This is a genomic window from Streptomyces sp. KL109B, assembly GCF_030766935.1.
Taxonomy (GTDB): Bacteria; Actinomycetota; Actinomycetes; order Streptomycetales; family Streptomycetaceae; genus Streptomyces.
Window position 1 is genome coordinate 763,583 of record NZ_JASERL010000002.1, and the last position, 17,174, is coordinate 780,756.

14 protein-coding genes are annotated in these 17,174 nt (G+C 71.8%); 5 read left to right on the top strand and 9 right to left on the bottom strand.

Annotated elements, in window-relative coordinates; translation table 11 throughout:
* Window positions 1-540: 540 nt before the first annotated feature.
* The gene (gene rsgA / locus RBJ65_RS09210; protein WP_306321568.1) at window positions 541-1,638 is read right to left on the bottom strand and encodes a ribosome small subunit-dependent GTPase A; all 1,098 of its coding nucleotides are present in this window, start codon (window positions 1,636-1,638) and stop codon (window positions 541-543) included.
* 454 nt (window positions 1,639-2,092) lie between these two features.
* Between rsgA and RBJ65_RS09215 the strand changes: the two genes are divergently transcribed.
* From RBJ65_RS09215 to RBJ65_RS09225, 3 genes are all read left to right on the top strand, one after another.
* Entirely contained in the window at window positions 2,093-4,024 is a 1,932-nt protein-coding gene (locus RBJ65_RS09215) for a TrkA family potassium uptake protein (RefSeq protein WP_306321661.1), read from the top strand.
* A 116-nt stretch (window positions 4,025-4,140) separates the two neighbouring features.
* Window positions 4,141-4,581, top strand: coding sequence for a DUF6325 family protein (locus RBJ65_RS09220; protein ID WP_306321569.1), 441 nt, complete (start codon window positions 4,141-4,143; stop codon window positions 4,579-4,581).
* 47 nt (window positions 4,582-4,628) lie between these two features.
* Window positions 4,629-4,952: an SHOCT domain-containing protein gene (locus RBJ65_RS09225; protein WP_306321570.1), complete on the top strand. Its 324-nt coding sequence runs from the start codon at window positions 4,629-4,631 to the stop codon at window positions 4,950-4,952.
* 202 nt (window positions 4,953-5,154) lie between these two features.
* Here RBJ65_RS09225 and RBJ65_RS09230 read toward each other — a convergent pair whose 3' ends face one another.
* From RBJ65_RS09230 to RBJ65_RS09250, 5 genes are all read right to left on the bottom strand, one after another.
* Window positions 5,155-6,870, bottom strand: coding sequence for an aldehyde dehydrogenase family protein (locus RBJ65_RS09230; protein WP_306321571.1), 1,716 nt, complete (start codon window positions 6,868-6,870; stop codon window positions 5,155-5,157).
* Between the two features lie 146 nt (window positions 6,871-7,016).
* Window positions 7,017-8,330: an MFS transporter gene (locus tag RBJ65_RS09235; protein WP_306321572.1), complete on the bottom strand. Its 1,314-nt coding sequence runs from the start codon at window positions 8,328-8,330 to the stop codon at window positions 7,017-7,019.
* Window positions 8,327-9,262: a TauD/TfdA family dioxygenase gene (locus RBJ65_RS09240; protein ID WP_306321573.1), complete on the bottom strand. Its 936-nt coding sequence runs from the start codon at window positions 9,260-9,262 to the stop codon at window positions 8,327-8,329. The genes RBJ65_RS09235 and RBJ65_RS09240 overlap by 4 nt, the downstream gene beginning before the upstream one ends.
* A gap of 237 nt (window positions 9,263-9,499) precedes the next feature.
* Window positions 9,500-10,102: a TetR/AcrR family transcriptional regulator gene (locus RBJ65_RS09245; protein WP_306321574.1), complete on the bottom strand. Its 603-nt coding sequence runs from the start codon at window positions 10,100-10,102 to the stop codon at window positions 9,500-9,502.
* Between the two features lie 24 nt (window positions 10,103-10,126).
* Window positions 10,127-11,650 (bottom strand): class I adenylate-forming enzyme family protein, encoded by a 1,524-nt coding sequence (locus RBJ65_RS09250; protein WP_306321575.1) that lies wholly within the window; start codon window positions 11,648-11,650, stop codon window positions 10,127-10,129.
* Between the two features lie 75 nt (window positions 11,651-11,725).
* Here RBJ65_RS09250 and RBJ65_RS09255 point away from each other — a divergent pair, with 75 nt between their 5' ends.
* Window positions 11,726-12,337, top strand: a complete 612-nt coding sequence (locus RBJ65_RS09255; protein WP_306321576.1) for a TetR/AcrR family transcriptional regulator — start codon at window positions 11,726-11,728, stop codon at window positions 12,335-12,337.
* A 38-nt stretch (window positions 12,338-12,375) separates the two neighbouring features.
* Window positions 12,376-14,013, top strand: coding sequence for an acyl-CoA dehydrogenase family protein (locus RBJ65_RS09260; protein WP_306321577.1), 1,638 nt, complete (start codon window positions 12,376-12,378; stop codon window positions 14,011-14,013).
* A gap of 42 nt (window positions 14,014-14,055) precedes the next feature.
* On the opposite strand, the gene RBJ65_RS09265 is transcribed toward RBJ65_RS09260, so the two are convergent.
* The 3 genes from RBJ65_RS09265 to RBJ65_RS09275 all read right to left on the bottom strand — a co-directional run bounded on the left by RBJ65_RS09265 (window position 14,056) and on the right by RBJ65_RS09275 (window position 16,901).
* A complete protein-coding gene (locus RBJ65_RS09265; RefSeq protein WP_306321578.1) occupies window positions 14,056-14,757 on the bottom strand; it encodes a nitroreductase family protein in 702 nt (233 codons plus the stop codon).
* Window positions 14,758-14,789: 32 nt separating this feature from the next.
* Entirely contained in the window at window positions 14,790-15,200 is a 411-nt protein-coding gene (locus RBJ65_RS09270) for a hypothetical protein (protein ID WP_306321579.1), read from the bottom strand.
* 66 nt (window positions 15,201-15,266) lie between these two features.
* Window positions 15,267-16,901: a phosphotransferase gene (locus tag RBJ65_RS09275; protein ID WP_306321580.1), complete on the bottom strand. Its 1,635-nt coding sequence runs from the start codon at window positions 16,899-16,901 to the stop codon at window positions 15,267-15,269.
* Between the last annotated feature and the right edge of the window lie 273 nt (window positions 16,902-17,174).

Below are 17,174 nucleotides of genomic sequence, written 5' to 3' on the forward strand. Positions count from 1 at the left end.
GCCTTGCCCACCCTGCCGCCCCAGGCGGCAGATTGCCCAAGGCGGGTGGCGTCGACCGCGACGGGTCGGGAGCCGTGGGCGGGGGCGGCTGGCCGAGGTTGGGGCGCGGCGCCCCGTCGGTCCGACGCCCCCGGAGGGGGCGGGTGGGTGGGAGATGGGCGGGCGGCGGCCCCGAGGCCCGCGGGCGCCGATCACCACAAGTGAGCACTCCGGGCCCAACCACCGCGAGCGGCCCATCCGGTCCCGATTGCCACGGTCGGGCCATCCGGTCCCGATCGCCGCGAGCAGCCCATCCGGGCCCGATCACCCGCCACGGTCGGGCCATCATCCGGGCCCGATTGCCACGGGTGGGCACATCGAGCCCCTGCGGCGATTGAGCAGCGGGGTCCGGGGCGGAGCCCCGAGGCGTAGGAGGACGAGGGCCCGGTGGGCACATCGAGCCCCTGCGGCGATTGAGCAGCGGGGGCCGGGGCAGAGCCCCGAGGCGTAGGAGGACGAGGGCCGGGTGAGTTCATCGAGCCTCTCAGCGGAGTCCCGGGGTTAGGGGAGGTGGCCACGTTTGGCTTGGAGGGCGGCCCGCCCCTCGACCCCGCGCCGCTTCCACACCTTCCGCAAATCAGCCCGCAACCTCGCATCCGTCCGCGCCGCAAGCCGCTCGTTCTCCCGCGACAACTTCCGGTAACTGTCCAGCCGCCGCTGGTGCAACGCCCCGTCCTCCAACGCCGCGAGCACCGCACACCCCGGCTCAACCGTGTGCGCACAGTCGTGGAACCGGCACTCCTCCGCCAGCTCCGCGATCTCCGCGAAGACCTGCCCGACGCCACCCTCGGCGTCGTACAGCCCAACCCCACGCAGCCCCGGCGTATCAATGAGCACGCCACCCTCCGGCAGCACGAACAGGTTCCGGGTGGTCGTGGTGTGTCGGCCCTTGCCGTCCATGTCACGGACGGCGTTGACGTCCATGACATCCGCGCCGATCAGCGCGTTCGCCAACGTCGACTTCCCCGCCCCCGACTGCCCGAGCAGCACGGACGTACCACCGGCGACCACCGCCCGCAGCACCTCCGTCCCGCCCCCGTCGAGCGCGCTGACGGGCAGCACCTGCACCCCGGGCGCGGCCGTCTCGACATCGGCGACGAGGTACGAAAGGCCGACCGGATCGGGCACGAGGTCGGCCTTCGTCAGGGCGACCAACGGCAGCGCGCCCGATTCCCAGGCAAGCGCCAGGAACCGTTCGACGCGGCCGAGGTCGAGCTCCGCCGCGAGGGACACCGCGATGATCGCGTGGTCCACGTTCGCGGCGAGGATCTGCCCCTCGGACCGCTTGGAGGACGTGGACCGCACGAAGGCGGTGCGGCGCGGCAGATATGCCTGTACGTAGCGGGGATCGCGGCCGTCCGGATCGACGGCGGCCCAGTCGCCGGTGCAGATGACCTTCATGGGGTCGCGCGGCACGACGTACTCGGTGTCGGCCCGCACCACCCCTTCCGGCGTGGCGAGGTCGCACTGCCCGCGGTCGACGCGCAGCACACGGCCGGGCACGAGGCCGCGCTCGGCGTAGGGGGCGAACTCGGTCGCCCAGTGATCGTCCCAGCCGTACGGGACGAGGGCAGCACTGGTGAACCCAGGAGAAGACAAGGGGTGACCCTTCGAAGGGTGGCCCCGGCGAAAGCGGAAAGGTCAGGTCAGCCGGTGGCCACGGAGGTGGACTTGACGAACTTCGGGATGCGGGCAGCGCCCGTCGCGACGACAGCCATCGGTCGACACCTCCTTGATCGCGGATCACACCGCTCATGGATCACACGACTCATGGATCACACGGCTCGTGAATCACACGGCTCGTGGATCACACAGCTCGTGAATCACACGGCTCGTGGATCACTCACACGTCGACGTCCACGCAGACGTGGACGACGCCGACGACGCTACTCACCGGCACCACCCACCCGCCACCGGTTTTTCACGAGGTGCCCCCCGGAGTCGGTGGACGCCACACACCGTGAACACGCACCATGACACGGTGTCACTTCCCCATCAGCCACATCAACCACATCAGCCCCAAGCGGCCCAACAGACGCCGCTGCCCCGCCACATGGTCGTGTGCGGCGACGACGCGCTCGCCGAACGGCTCGCCGCGGAGCTGCGCGAGCTGTACCGCGCCCAGGTCACCATCGTCGTACCGTCGGCGCGCGCCGCGGGCGAGTTCGCCCAGGAAGGCGGCGGCCGGATGCGGGCCGCCGCGCTCCTGAACCGCGTACAGGCGGCGATGAGCAGGCTCTCGCCGTCCGAGGGCGACTCGCTCGCCGGGCAGACGCCGCGCGTCATGGAGGCCGCGGTGCTCGGCGAGGACGCGTTGACGGACGCGGGGGTGGCGCGGGCGGACGCGCTGGCCCTGGTGCACGACGACGACGAGACCAATATCCGCGCCGCGCTCGCGGCCCGCCGCCTCAATCCCCGGCTGCGTCTCGTCATCCGGCTCTTCGACCGCAAGCTCGGCCAGCACCTCGCCCAACTCCTCGACCAAGCAGCCCTGTTGGCGCAGCCGGGCCTCGATCCGGAGGCCCTCGACAACACCACGACCATCCTGTCGGACGCGGACACGGCCGCCCCCGCGCTCGCCGCGACCGCCGTGGCGGGGACCGGCAAGGTCGTGCAGGCCGACGGGCTGCTGTTGCGCGCGGTCGAGCGCGGGCCCGACGGCCGGGTCCGGGGGCGCCTCGCGACCTCGGGGCTTTGCACGCTCGCGCTGCTCTCGTCGTCGAACAACGACCCCACGGACACGGCGGGTTCGGACTCCTCGGGGGCGGGCCAGGAGGAGCCGCTGCTGCTGCCTGACGACGAGGCGGTCCGTACGACGACGGGGCGCGGCAGCCTGATCCTGGACACGGTCACGCCGGAGGAGTCCGCGGCGCCGCCGCACCGGCTCGCCGCGCGGACGCTGCCGTTCGGCCAGCTGTTCTCGCGCCGGGTGCGCTGGACGCTGGCCGGGCTCGCGGTGTGCGTGTTCGGTCTGGCGCTCGCCACGTGGGCGACGACCGAGTCGCATCCGCTGGGCGCCGGTTATCTCACGCTGCTCGACCTGCTCGCCATCGACGATCCGGCGATGGGCCAGCCGCCGGCCCGTCAGGTCATCCAACTCCTCACCGGATTCGCCGGGTTGCTGCTGCTGCCGGTGCTGATGGCGGCGGTACTGGAGGCGCTTGGCACCTTCCGCAGCGCGTCCGCTCTGCGCCGACCGCCGCGCGGCCTTTCGGGGCACGTCGTGCTGCTCGGCCTCGGCAAGATCGGCACCCGGGTCCTCGCCCGGCTGCACGAACTCGGCGTCCCCGTGGTGTGCGTGGAGGAGAACCCGGAGGCCCGCGGCATCCCGCTCGCCCGCCGCCTGCGGGTGCCGACCGTCATCGGCGACGTACGGGACGAGGGGGTCCTGGAGGCCGCCAAGGTGCACCGGGCGCGCGCCCTGCTCGCCCTCACCAGCCTCGACACCACCAACCTGGAGTCCGCCCTGTACGCCCGCTCGATAAAGGCGGACCTCCAGGTGAGCCTGCGTCTGTACGACGACGCCTTCGCGACCGCCGTCTACCGCACGCTGCGCGCCGCCCACCCGCGTGCCCTCACCCGCAGCCGCAGCGTCACGACGCTCGCGGCGCCGGCCTTCGCCGGGGCGATGATGGGCCGGCACGTGCTCGGCGCGATCCCGGTGGAGCGGAAGGTGCTGCTGTTCGCGGCGCTCGACGTGGCGGGGCACGCGCACCTGGAGGGCCGTACGGTCGCCGAGTCGTTCCGGCCCGGCGCCTGGCGGGTGCTGGCGATCGACTCCACGGCGCCGGAGGAGCGCGAGTCCGATCCGGGGGCCGCCACGAAGGAGGACCGGGGGCCCGCTCTCAACTGGGAGCCGCGTCCGGAATACGTGCTGCGCCCCACCGACCGCGTCGTTCTCGCCGCGACCCGGCGGGGTCTCGCCGAGCTCCTGGGCACGCAGACCGCGCCGTCGGCGGCCTCCGCGGATACGTCCCGGCAGTGAGCCGGGGGCCGTCGGGCCCACTGTCGGCCCACTGACGCCGCTGACGCTGTACCCTCGCCCTACTGTCCGTTTCGACCGTTTTGCACTTATGCGGAACTTAGGGAAGGTGCTCGCCCGTGGCCAGTGGCCTCAACGCCGACACCGTCGGTCCGGTGGACGTCGCCGTGCTCGCCTTCGAAGGCAACCGGTTCAACGGCGACATCGCGCCCGCACTGCGGGACCTCCAGAAGGACGGGACCGTGCGCGTCCTCGACCTGTGCTTCATCCGTAAGGCGGCCGACGGCTCCGTCGATGTCGTCGAGCTCGGCGACCCCGAGGTCACCGAGTTGTTCCAGCAGGTCGCCGACGTACGGTTCGACCTGCTCAGCGACGAGGACCTGAAGACGGTCTCCGACAACCTTCCGGCCGAGTCCTCCGCGCTCGTCGTGGCCTGGGAGAACACCTGGGCCGCGCGCCTCGGCGCGGCGGTCCGGGACTCGAACGGGCAGGTGCTGTTCCTGGAGCGCATCCCGAGAGAGACCGTCGACGAGGCCATCGAAGCCCTCGCCACGGCCTGACACGCCTGTACCCACACCTACGTACGACATCACAGAGGACGGTCAGCATGCCGCAACGATTCGGACGGCCCGGACTCCTGGGCACCGTGGTACGCACCGCGGCGATCTCCGCCACCCACACCGCCGTGTCGGGCGGCGTCAGGCGCAGGCAGGCGGACCGCGCGATGCGGCGCGACATGGAGGCGCAGGCCTACCAGCAGCAGCCCTACCAGGAACCGACGGCCTATCAGCAGCCCGCGCCGCAGGCCGCGTCGGCGCCGGGCGGCACCGACCGGGTGTCGCAGCTCACCGCGCTCGCCGATCTCAGGGCCCAAGGGCTCCTGACCGACGAGGAGTTCGCGCGCGAGAAGGCACGTGTCCTGGGCAACTGAGCGTGCCCCCACGGCGTACCGGCCGGCCCACCGCCCCACACGGTGAGCCGGCCGGAGTCTTGTTGCGGTGGGCCGGTCCTACGTCTCGGGGCTCCGCCCCGGACCCCGCGGGCTATCGTCCGACGGCGGGGCTTGAAAGACGGAACCCCGCGCCACCCGCAACGCAGAGGCTTGATTGGCAGGCCGGGGGGGAAGTGGCCGGTCAGCCGCGCAGCGCTGACGCGAAGATGGCCGGGAGCTTCGTCGGGGACGGGGACGTCGTGTAGGACGTCAGGCGCTGCATCGTCGTCAGGCCCGTGCGGTTCGTGACGTAGAACGGGGGGCGGGGGGACAGGGAGGGGGAGCCGGTGAAGAGGCCGCGGGGGGACGGGGCGAAGGGGGCGCGGACCACCGTCTTCTCGATGTCCTCGAGCATGAACGCGTTGTGCACGAAGCCGATGCCGCTGCCGATGTCCTGGCGGGTGTTGCCCGGGAAGGCGCCCCACGGCGTGTAGCCGAGCAGGAAGCCGAAGGCGGACCAGACGTTGACGCCGAGCGTGCCGTAGCGCAGCCCGGCGATGGCGTCGGCGACCGCGCCGGAGTGGGTGCGCTCCGTCTTCGGGTGGACGATCAGGGTGGCGCCGAGCGTGCCGGGGAGCTTGTCGTTGGCGAACTCCGTGGCCGCGGCGAGGAAGTGGGGCGCGTCGGTGCCGGGGAGGCGGACGACGCCGAGGGTGCTCGCGAACACCTCGTCCGTGATGAGGACGTCTTCCATGCCCTCGATCTCGGGGACCAGGACCCGGCACGAGTCGTCGGCGCCGAGCCGCTCCGCCGCCGGGTGGGCGTCCGTGACCTTCGCGACGCGGTCGGCGGCGCCCGGGTAGTAGTCGGGGCGGGGCGGCAGTTCGCGCAGGACGCGACGGATCTCCGTCAGGAGCTTCTCCGTGCCGTCCCACTCGCGCGGGACCACCAACACCTGCGTGGCGATGCAGTTGTGGCCGGAGTTGTTGAGCTTGCTGGTGACGATGTGCTCGGCCTGGAAGCGGAAGTCGGCGTCGCTCCACGGGCCCGGCGCCACGATGCAGGGGCTGACGCCGCCCAGCTCGCTGGTGAACGGCTTGTCGTTGAGCGGGGTGTCCGCCTCGCGGCGCTGCGCGGCCTGCTCGTCCGTGCCCCACACGATCGCGTCGTGGGTGCGGTCGCTGCCCGTGACGTGGATGGTGTCGATGTCCTCGTGCTGCGTGAGGTAGGCGCCCTCGGCGGCGCCGCCGTCGACGAAGCGGACCCAGCCCCGGTCCACGTACTCGGCGAAGACCTTCTCGAAGTGCGGGCGCAGATAGGCGTTGACCGGGTTCATCTTGGCGATGACGACCTCGCCCTCCGCGTACAGCTTCTGGAGGATGTCGAGCGGGGTGATCGCGGCGACGTTGCCGGCGCCGAGGACGAGCGAGACCGTCGGCTCGGCGGAGCGGCCCCGGTACTCCCCCGCCGCGCGGGCGACGACCTGTTCACGGGTGGTGCCGGGCAGCGTCCACACCTGCGCCGAGAAGCCGTTGAGCAGCAGCCGGTCGGAGGCGAGGGTGGGGAAGACGTCGACGACGGTGCGGCCCTCGTGGCTGCGCACGGACTTGGGGTCGACCGGGTCCTTGCCCGCGGCGATCCGGCGCAGCACGTGCAGGTAGGCGCTGATCGGCTGGGCGAGGGCCCAGGGCGCGGTGATCCAGTCCTCGGCGGCCCACTCGGAGGTCTCGGAGTACCCCTTGGCGGCGGCCGCGTCGGCGACCATCGCGGCGGCGCCATCGGCGATCCGCGGCAGCGTCCGCTCCAGGAGTGCGATGCGCTCCTCCAGCGGGGTCACGGTCCAGGACGGTGCGTGCTCGCGCAGGTCGCGGACGGCCTGGTCCAGCGGTGAGGTGTCGAGTGCTGCTGCGGCGCTCACGGTCAACTCCTTGGGAACGCGGGTGCGATGAGGGGGGACTGAGGGAGGGACTGAGGGGGACTGAGGGGGGGGGACTGAGGGGGATCGTTCCGACGATCATGCCATCCGAGGTAACCCCGGGTAAGGGCAGGTTGCGTGACGGAGGCTCAGGCGGTCAACCGTGCACGGTCGCGCTCCGGGTCGATCAGGGCGAACGCGAGCACGGCGCCGATCGCGACCAGCACCCCGGTCACGAGCACGGCGTACTGGTACCCGGCGTCGCCCTGCGCGTCGACGAGGGCGCCGACGGCGGCGGGCGCGAGCAGCCCGGAGACCGTGACCAGCGCGTTCATGAGGCCGAGTGCGCCGCCGCTGCGGGCGGCCGGGGCGAGTTCGGCAACGGTGGTCGCGGCCACGGTCGCGTACGAACCGGCGAAGCCGAAGCCGAGGGAGACGAGCACGGTCTGCGCGGGCACCGAGCCGACGAACGGCACCAGCACACAGCACACGGCGCCGATCGCGAGCATGAACCCGCCGACCCAGCCGCGGGCCTTCCGGCTGCCGACGCCGCGCCGCATGAGCCGCCCGGTCAGCGCGGCCTGCCCGAGCAGGACGACGGCGCCGACGGCCCAGGGCAGGACGACCAGCTTGCCCGCGGTGGCCGCCGAGTAGTCGAGGGCGTTGCGCAGGTAGGACGGCATCCACACCAGCATGAGCGCCACGGACCAGTAGCTCATGAAGTACGCGAGGGTGGAGCCGATCCACGTACGGCTGGCGAAGATCTTCCGGTACGGGACCTTGGGCGCGGCAGCGGCCTCGTCGGCCACCGCCTTGTCGGCCACCGCCTTCGCGCCGTCCGTGGTGTGCCCGCGCGGGCTGTCCTTGCCGAACACCGACCACAGCACCGCCCACACCACGCCGATCGCGGCGAGCACCCACAGGGCCGAGCGCCAGCCGTGGTTCTGGATCACCCAGGACAGGCTCGGCGAGGAGATGATCACGCCGAGCGTGATGCCGATGGTGAGCAGCGCCGCGGGCAGGTTCCGCTTGTGGTTGGGGAACCAGGACAGCGTGGCCTGCTGCGCGACCGGGAAGGCCGGGCCCTCGGCCGCGCCGAGGAAGATCCGCGAGCCGATGAGCACGGCAAGGCCCCCGCCGATGGCCGCGGGCACCTGCGCCACCGACCAGAGCACGGCCATCACCAGGAGCAGCAGCTTGGGCGAGACCCGGTCGGCCGCCATCCCCACGACGATCGCGGCGACGGAGAACAGCAGGAAGAACGCGCTGTTGGCGAGCCCGAACTGGGTGGCGCTCAGGTGCAGATCGGCGCGGATCTCGTCGGCGGCGAGCCCGAGCACGGACTTGTCCGCGAAGTTGACCATCATGAAGACCACGAGGAGCGCGGTCACCGTCCATGCGCGGCGGCTCTCGCGCGGGGCCGGGTCGACTCCCGTGTCGCGCACGGCGGGTGCGGTGGTCACGACAGCGGTACCCCGGCGATCGCGATGCGCTCCATGACGCGCTTGGCGGGGAAGTAGTCGTTGACCGCGTAGTGCTGGACGGCGATGTTGTCCCAGATCGCGATCGAGTCGGGCTCCCAGTGGAAGCGGATCTGGAACTCGGGGATGCGCGCCTGGAGCACGAGGATGTCGAGGAGTTCGCGGTTCTCCTCCTCGGACAGGCCCTTGATGTAGCGGGTGAACGGCTCGTTCACGTACAGGGTCTTGCGGCCGCTGCGCGGGTGGCGGACGACGACGGGGTGCTCGACCTGCGGCCAGTTGGCGCGGAAGGCGGCCTTCTGCTCGTCGTTCATGAGCGCGCCCCAGCTGGCCTCCCAGTCGTGGACCGCGACGAGGTTCTCGATCCGCTCCTTGAGGTCGTCGGGCAGGTTGTCGTACGCGGCGCCCATGTCGCACCACATCGTGTCGCCGCCCGCGGCGGGCACCTCGATGGCGCGAAGGACGGCGCCGAGCGAGGGGTTGACCATGAAGGAGTGGTCGCTGTGCCAGATGTTCTTGTTGCCGGCGGCCTTGGCGTCCTTGGCGAGCCGGGACAGGCCCACGGTCTCGGTCTTCGGGAAGAACGGGTTGGGCTCGGGCGGGCCCCAGACGGCCGAAAGGTCCAGGTGGTTCTCGGAGTTGAAGCCGCTCTGGCCGCGGAAGAAGATCACCTTCCATTCGAGGAGGGCCTGGCGGAGCTCCTCGGCGAGTTCGTCGGTGATCGGCTTCGTCAGGTCGACGCCGCTGAGCACGGCTCCGAAGTGCGGGGTGAGCGGGTTGACCTCGAACAGCTTGTAGTCCACCTGCTCCGCGCCCGGCGCGAGCCGGTCGAGCGTGCGTCGCCCGTAGCGCATCAGGGGCTTGTCCAGTACGGGCTTGGGGTTCTCGACGGGGGCCGTCGCGACGTCGTGCATGGGGGTCCTCCCAACAGCGAACGCTATTACGTAACCGGCAGTATCGATATTGAGATGCGGCGGGGCAAGGGGTCTGGGGTGATGGATTTCAGGAAAGTGCTCGCGGGTGCCGATGGGGCGCCGCGGGGCGCCGTGCGGGCAGCGCGCGGGCAGCGCGAAAGTCGCGCCGGGGGCGTCAACTCGCCCGGCGCGCAAGGGAGATCGGAAGGTGACGCCCGGTCCGCGGCCGGTTACGGGCTACGGCCTGACGTCGACCGCCCTGCCGATGAGGTCGACCACGGAGTCGACCAGCTCCTTGTCCGGCGTCCGCATCTCGGCGACGAGCCGGAAGATCAGCGACGAGGCGATGAGGGTCGTGACGTCGACGATCGGCGCGTCTGCGCGCACGTCGCCGCGCGCCATGCCGCGCTCCAGCACGTGCCGCGTCTCGCTCGTCACGCGCGTCACGTACGCCTGGAACGCCTCGCGCCCCGCACCCGCCTCCGCCGCAGCGCTGATCACTCCGGCGAGCAGGCGGCCGACGCCGGGCTGCCGGTACGCGCGCACGCGCTCCGTCAGTACGGCGCGCAGCTCGGCCCTGAAGTCCCCCATGTCGGGCACCGCGAGCGCCCCGACGCGGGACTCGGCCGCGGCGATGATCAGGTCCTGCTTGGTGGGCCAGCGCCGGTACATGGCCGGTTTGCTCACGCCCGCGCGGCTCGCCACGGCGTCCATGGTCAGCGCGTCCATGCCCTGCTCGGCGACCAGCTCGACGACGGCTTCGAGCACCGCCTGCGTCACGTGCTCCTGACGCGGCCGCCCGGGCCCCCTGCGCGCACGCTGTACCTGCTCATCGGCCATACGGAGACCCTACAGGCGTGCGGCTCAGGCCAGTTCTGCCCGCAGCACGTGCTTGGTGATCTTCCCGGAGGGCGTACGGGGAAGGGCGTCGCGCAGGATCAGTTCGCGCGGCACCTTGTAGCGGGCGATCCGCTCCTCCAGCCACGCCCGCACCCCGGCCAGTTCCAGGCCCGCGCCCTCGCGCGGCACGACGAACGCGACCACCGTCTCGCCCCACTGCGGGTGCGGGCGGCCGACGACGGCGACGTCGAGCACGTCCGGGTGCCCGCGCAGCGCGCCCTCGACCTCCTGCGACGCGACGTTCTCGCCGCCGGTGATGATCACGTCCTTCATCCGGTCGACGAGCGTGACATAGCCGTCCTCGTCGATCCGCCCCAGGTCACCGCTGCGGTACCAGTCCCCGGCGAAGACCTCGGCGGTGGCCACCTCGTCGTCCAGGTAGCCGAGCATGCGGGTGTCGGTGCGCAGCCAGATCTCGCCGCTCTCACCGGCTCCGGCGTCGCTCCCGTCGGGGCGTACGACGCGCAGGTCCACGCCCGGCATGCCGCCGCGCCCGATCGAGCCCGCCTTGTCCGCGTGCTCGGCCGGGAGCAGCGAGGCACCCGCGGGCCCGGTCTCGCTCATCCCGTACACCTGCTGGAAGTTCTCGGTGCCGTACGCCTTCATGAGGCGGCGCACGGTGTCGGCGTCGAGCGGCCCCGCGCCGTAGAGCCACGCGCGTACGGACGACACGTCGTACGTCGCGTAGTCGGGGACCGCCTGGGTCGGGGCGATGAGCGCGATGGGCGCGCCGAAGAGGGCCGTGATCCGCTCGCGCTGGATGGTTTCGAGCATGCCCCGGGGCTCGTACTCGCGCTGCAGGACGACCGTGCCGCCCGCGAACAGGGTGCCGAGCGTCATGTTGTTGAGCGGCGCCGCGTGCCAGATCGGCATGCAGATCAGGAAGCGCTCGTCGCCGCGCATCGACATCGTCGCCGCCGAGTACGCGGCCGTGAGCGCGGCCGTACGGTGCGAGTGGACGCAGCCCTTGGGGGTGCCTGAGGTGCCGGACGTATAGAGGATCTCCGCGATCTCGCCGTCGGGGCGGTCATCGGCCGCGTACGGCTCGGCCGCCGCGACGAGCGCCTCGAAGGCGTCGGCAGGCAGCTCGCCCGCCGGGGTGTCGGGGTGGCTGACCAGCCAGCGCACGTCCACGCCCGGGTCCGCGGCGGTGGCGCGCCCGCCGAGCTCCGCGTCGACGACCGCGAGCCGCGCGCCGCAGTGCTTCAACTGGCGCGCCACCTCGGCCGCCTGGAGCTTGTGGTTGAACGGTACGAGGGTGGCCCCGAGGCTCCAGGCGCCGAAGGCGGCGAAGAGGAAGGCCGGGGTGTTGTGGGTCATCACCGCGAGCCGGTCGCCCGGACCGAGCCCCGCCTCGCGCAGCACGGTCGCGGCGCGGCGCGCGGCGTCCCCGAACTCCCGGTAGCTCCACCGCTGTTCGCGGTAGACGACGGCTTCCTTGTTACTGCCCGAGCGAACGGCGCTGTCCAGCAGGGCGCTGAGGTGCATCGCATTCTCCTGACGAGCCCGAGGGGCCCGGAACCGACCATGGCGTGAAACTCTGAATGATGGTTCACTGCTTGCATGGCCTACCGCAAGACCCCAGCCGAAATTCAGCGGCTCGAAGCCGCACGGGAACACCTCGTCGCGTGCGCCACCTCCGTCGTCGCGGAGGTCGGCTGGGCGCAGGCGTCCGTCACGGCGGTCGCCGACGCGGCCGGGATCGCGGCGGGCTCCGTCTACCAGCACTTTCCGTCGAAGGCCGCGCTCGCGGTGGAGGTGTTCCGGCGCGCCGCCGCGCGCGAGGTGGCCGTGGTCGGCGAGGTGCTGCGCGGGGACGGCGACCCGGTGCTGCGGCTGCGGCGCGGGGTGGAGGTCTTCGCCCGCCGCGCGCTGGAGAACCGCGGCCTCGCCCACGCCCTGCTCGCCGCCCCCGCCGACCCCAAGGTCGCCGCCGAGCGCATCGACTACCGGCGCCGCTACCACACCCTGTTCGCCGAAGTCGTCCACGAGGGCATGGCGGCGGGCGTGTTCCCGAAGCAGAACGGCGAGCTCACGGCGGCGGCGCTCACCGGCGCGATCGGCGAGGTGCTCGTCGACCCGCTCGGCGGCGCCCGCGACGAGACCGCCACCGGCGACCTGATCGCCGAACTCACCGCCATGGCGCTGCGCTGCGCGGGCGCGCCGACCGCCTGACACCTTTTACGTTTCTCACGTCCACGGAGGTACGCACCATGCAATCGAACCCCTCGGTGACGCACGAAGTGACCAACCAGGCACCGCCGTTGACCGGTCACGACGCCGCCGACGACCCCGTACTCCTCGAAGGCGTCCGCCGCGAGGGCGCCGAGTGGCACATCGACGAACTGCACCGCTTCGGCCGTTACGTCGGCAGCGATGAGGCCCGCCTCTGGGCCGAGCAGGCCAACCGCCACGAGCCCGAACTGCGCACCCACGACCGGTACGGCAACCGGGTCGACGAGGTCGACTTCCACCCCTCGTACCACTCGCTGATGAGCGCGACGGTCGCGGCGGGCGCGGCGGGTTCGGCGTGGGCGGACGAGCGGCCGGGCGCGCACGTGGCGCGGGCCGGCACCTTCATGCTCGCCACGATGCTGGAGCAGGGCCACATGTGCCCGGTGTCCATGACGTACGCGGTGGTGCCCGCGCTGCGCCGCACCCCCGAACTCGCCAAGGTCTACGAGCCGTTGCTGACCAGCACGGTCTACGAGCCGGGCCTGCGGGCGCCGTTGGAGAAGCGCGGGCTGCTCGCCGGGATGGGCATGACGGAGAAGCAGGGCGGGACGGACGTCCGCGCGAACACGACGGTGGCGGTGGAGCAGGCGGACGGGACGTGGCGGCTGCGGGGCCACAAGTGGTTCACGTCGGCGCCGATGAACGACGTGTTCCTGGTGCTTGCGCAGGCGCCGGGTGGGCTTTCGTGCTTTCTCGTGCCGCGTGTGCTGCCGGACGGCTCGCGCAATACGTTCCGGATCCAGCGGCTCAAGGACAAGCTCGGCAACCGTTCCAACGCGTCCAGTGAGCCGGAGTTCGACGACACGGTGGCGTGGCTCGTCGGAGACGAGGGCAAGGGGGTGCGCACCATCATCGACATGGTGACGATGACGCGCCTCGACTGCGTGCTGGGCTCGGCGGCGCACGTACGGGAATCGCTGGCGCAGGCGGCGCACCACGCCCGCCACCGGTCGGTGTTCGGGGCGAAGTTGATCGACCAGCCGCTGATGCGGAACGTCCTCGCGGACCTGGCGTTGGAGTCGGAGGCGGCGACGACGCTGGGCTTGCGGCTCGCGGGCGCGGCGGACCGTGCGCAGCGCGGGGACGCGGGTGAGCGGGCGTTTCTGCGGCTCGCCACGGCCGTGGGCAAGTACTGGGTGTGCAAGCGGCAGCCGGGGGCGGTCGCCGAGGCGCTTGAGTGCCTGGGCGGCAACGGTTATGACGAGGCGTCAGGCATGCCGCGCCTGTACCGGGAGGCGCCGCTGAACGGGATCTGGGAGGGCTCGGGGAACGTCAACGCGCTCGACATGTTGCGGGCGTTGGCGCGGGAGCCGGAGTCCTTGGAGGCGTTCCGGGCGGAGGTCGAGGCGGCGGCCGGGGCGGATGCGCGGCTGGACGCGGCGTGGCGGGAGCTTCAGGGCGAGTTGGCGTCGGCGGAGGACGCGCAGGTGCGGGCGCGGCGGGTCATCGAGCGGGCGGCGCTGGTGCTTCAGGGGGCGCTGCTGGTGCGGCACGCGCCGGGGCCGGTGGCGGACGCGTTCTGCGCGAGTCGCCTGGCCGGCGGGGGCGGGTTGGCCTACGGAACGCTTCCCGCCGGAACCGACTTCGACGCGCTTCTGGGCCGCCTCCCGGCCTGACCCCGCTCCACGCCGGGCAGCGGGGTCGCCCCGGTTCGCGGCTCAGGATCGCCAGGTGTCGTGGTGCGTGACCTCGGCGGCGGGACGGCGTGGTGCCGGGCGGAAGCCGTGCCCTGTCGGGTGGGCGACTGCGAGCAGCCCGGCCTGCCGGACCGTGTCGGGAAGCCCCAGGACGCGGGCGGCGTCGGCCTCCCTTCCGAGGTGAAGCGTGGTCACGGCGCTGACCAGGTTCTCCAGCCGCAGGGCCAGCATGAGGCTCCATATGGCGGGCCAGATGGAGCCGTAGTACACGCTGTGCGCGGCGTGGCCGACAGGGTCGGGGAAGCCCAGATCGGTGAACCGGGCCTCGAAGTCCTCTGGTCCGACTGCCAGGCAGGGCACGACGAGGACGGGTGCGCGGTGCAGGTTGTCGGCGAGATGGGCCGACGCCTCCCACAGCCGGCGGCGGCGCGCGTCGCCGTCGGCCGCTTCCCGCATGGCCGTCAAGTAGGGGCCGGCCGCCTCGCGGTAGCAGTCGGCGAGCGCCGCGCGGAGTGCGGGGTCGGTGACGAGGATCCACTGCCACAACTGGTTGTTGGACCCGTTCGGCGCCTGGAGAGCTGTGTCCAGGGCACGTTCGACGGAGGCGGTGTCGACGGCCCTGTCCCAGTCGAGCCGCTTGCGCACGGAACGGGTGGTGGTGAGCATCTCCCTGGCCGTCGGGAGGCTGCGGGGCGTCGGACTGTCGGGCACGGCTGCGGACATGGGCGTGCTCCTTGCGATGGAACGGGACGGGTTCAGCCGGTGGTGCCGGTGGTGCTGGTCGTGCTGGTCGTGCTGGTCGTGCTCTGTGGATGCCAGGGGTGCTTGTCCCCGTCGACCTTCGGGAGTTGGTACACCACGATGTCCACGGGGTGGTCCACGGGGAGCGCCCCGTGCGGGTCGCCGGGGGCCAGCACGACGAGGTCCCCCGCGCGGACGTGATGCTCGGCTCCGCAGATCCAGTAGTCGGCGTCGTGGAGGAAGTAGAAGATCTCCCACATGTGGCGGTGGAAGTGCCGGTCCTCGGTGAAGTGAGCGGGGTGACGGGCGAGCAGGATCGCCGTCCGGTCGGCGGGGACGGGCAGGTCGAGGTCGTTCAGGGTGAGGACGGCGCGCCCGTTGGGGCGGTGCTCGAGGGGAACTTCGGCTGCGCGGACAACACGCATGGCAGTCCTTTCACTGGTACGAAGCTGTGGGACGCGGAGGCGGGACGCGGAGGCGGGACGCGGAGGTCAGAGTGCGTCGAGGCGGTCGGCGACGTCGTTGAGGAGCTCGACCCCGCGCGCGTACAAGGCCAGGGCCAGGCTTTCGGTTCCGTCCTGACGCAGGTGGAAGGGCATGACGCTGGCCATGTGGCAGGCCTCGGCGAACAGGGCCCGTAGCTGCCAGTGGGGTTCCTGGCGCAGTGGCTCCCAGGCGTCCAGGGCGGCGAGCAGTTCTTGGTGGACCCGCTGGTAGGCGACGGCGAGTCGAGGGGCTGTGAAGGTCAGAGCGAGCCGGGTGTCCTCGTGCCGCAGCCGGTAGTGACCGGCGTGCAGCAGGTCGTAGAGCGAGTGGCACGAGTGGAAGAGCTTTCCCACGTCGTAGGCGATGTCGTAGTTCTCGGCTCCTCGCGGGTCGACGAGCAGGAATCCGGGGCGGGCGGGGCGGACGAGGATGTTGTCGAAGTGCAGGTCGCCGTGGATGCGCAAGAGACGCGGCGGCTCCAGCACGGCCAGCTTTGGGTGGTGGGCGAGGCGATTCGCCAGCGGCCAAAGGTTCTCCCTTTCGCGGTTGTTGACGACGACGGTCGGGCTGCGCCACAGGCGCTGGTACTGGGGCAGCCGGCGTGCGGTCTCCGCGACGCGGCCGGTCACCCGGTCCAGATGGATGCGGCGGGCGTAGTCCTCGCGGGGGCCGGGGACGCGCCGGTACACGCGGTCGTCCAGCGTCCGCACCACCTCGACCAGGACCGACACGGCGGCCTCCGGGGTGATGCGGCCGTCGAGCAGAAGGGTCCGGAGCGTGGGCAGGTCGTGGTACGAGAGGTCGACCGAGCCTTCGTCCTCGCTCAGGATCTGCGGGAAGAGGCGGCGCGCCGCGGGATCCAGCGAGCGCAACCAGGCGACTTCGTCCGCGAGTTTGGCCCGGCCCGCCCCGCCGGCCTGCTTGCGCAGCCGCGGTGCGCCGCCACCGGCGGGCAGCAGCTTGTACGTCGTGGCGTGGGAGCCGCCGCCCATGGGCGCGACATCGAGCCCGGCGGGGCGTCCGTCGTCGGCCGAGGGAACGAGGCGCAGGGCTCGTGGCCGCAACGCGCGTATGGAGTTGGTGGCGTTCAGGATCGCGGCGGTGGGACTGGAGTGGAGGTCCGCCGTCGCCGCCAGGGAGTCCGCTTCCATGGCGGACAGCCGACTGGCGAAGGCCGCCGCGTCGTCGGCGGCGAGCAGGGCCATGCCGCCGAAGACGTACTCGGACAGCAAGTCCTGGTCAAGGGAGGTCAGTTGATATCCGTTCTTCTGCGTCGCGCGCAGACGGGCGCGAACCACGTCCTGGCCGGCGGGGGCGTCCCGGCGTACGAGCACCGCGGTGTGGGGGTAGGCGGCGAGGAGCCGGGCGCTGTCGAGGAGGGATTCCGCCCGATCGTCCGCGAGCAGGATCCGCCCGGCTCCGTTGTGGAACGCGCCGGCAAGAAGGTGCAGGTCCGACCGGGCGGTGGACCTGGTGAGACGCAGGCTGTGGACACGGCTGACCGTGGGGAGTCGGGCGAGTTCCCGGTACTGGCCAGGGGGCGCGGCGGACGTCTCAAGAGGCTGAGGTTGAGATTGAGATTGAGATGGCGAGCGGCGTTGGAGGACAACGACGTGCAGAGCGGCAGGGGCAGCGTTCATTGCAGGCTCTTTCCGCGAGCGCCCGAATGTGGGGGTGGGCGTGGCGCGTCTTCGATCCTTCCGGGAACGAGGCATGGACCGATAGCAGGTATTTCGCCCAACTACTCCTAACTTGCGTCGTATTAGCCGATGTGGGGGACCTGCGACCGCTCTCACCAGTACCGATAAGTGGAGTGACACTTCTGAGCGGTGAGCCGTGTGTGACAGCCGGTACCGAAGGGGCACGTGAGCCCCACGTCCATGACGCAAACACACCCGGTCACCGGGACCCTC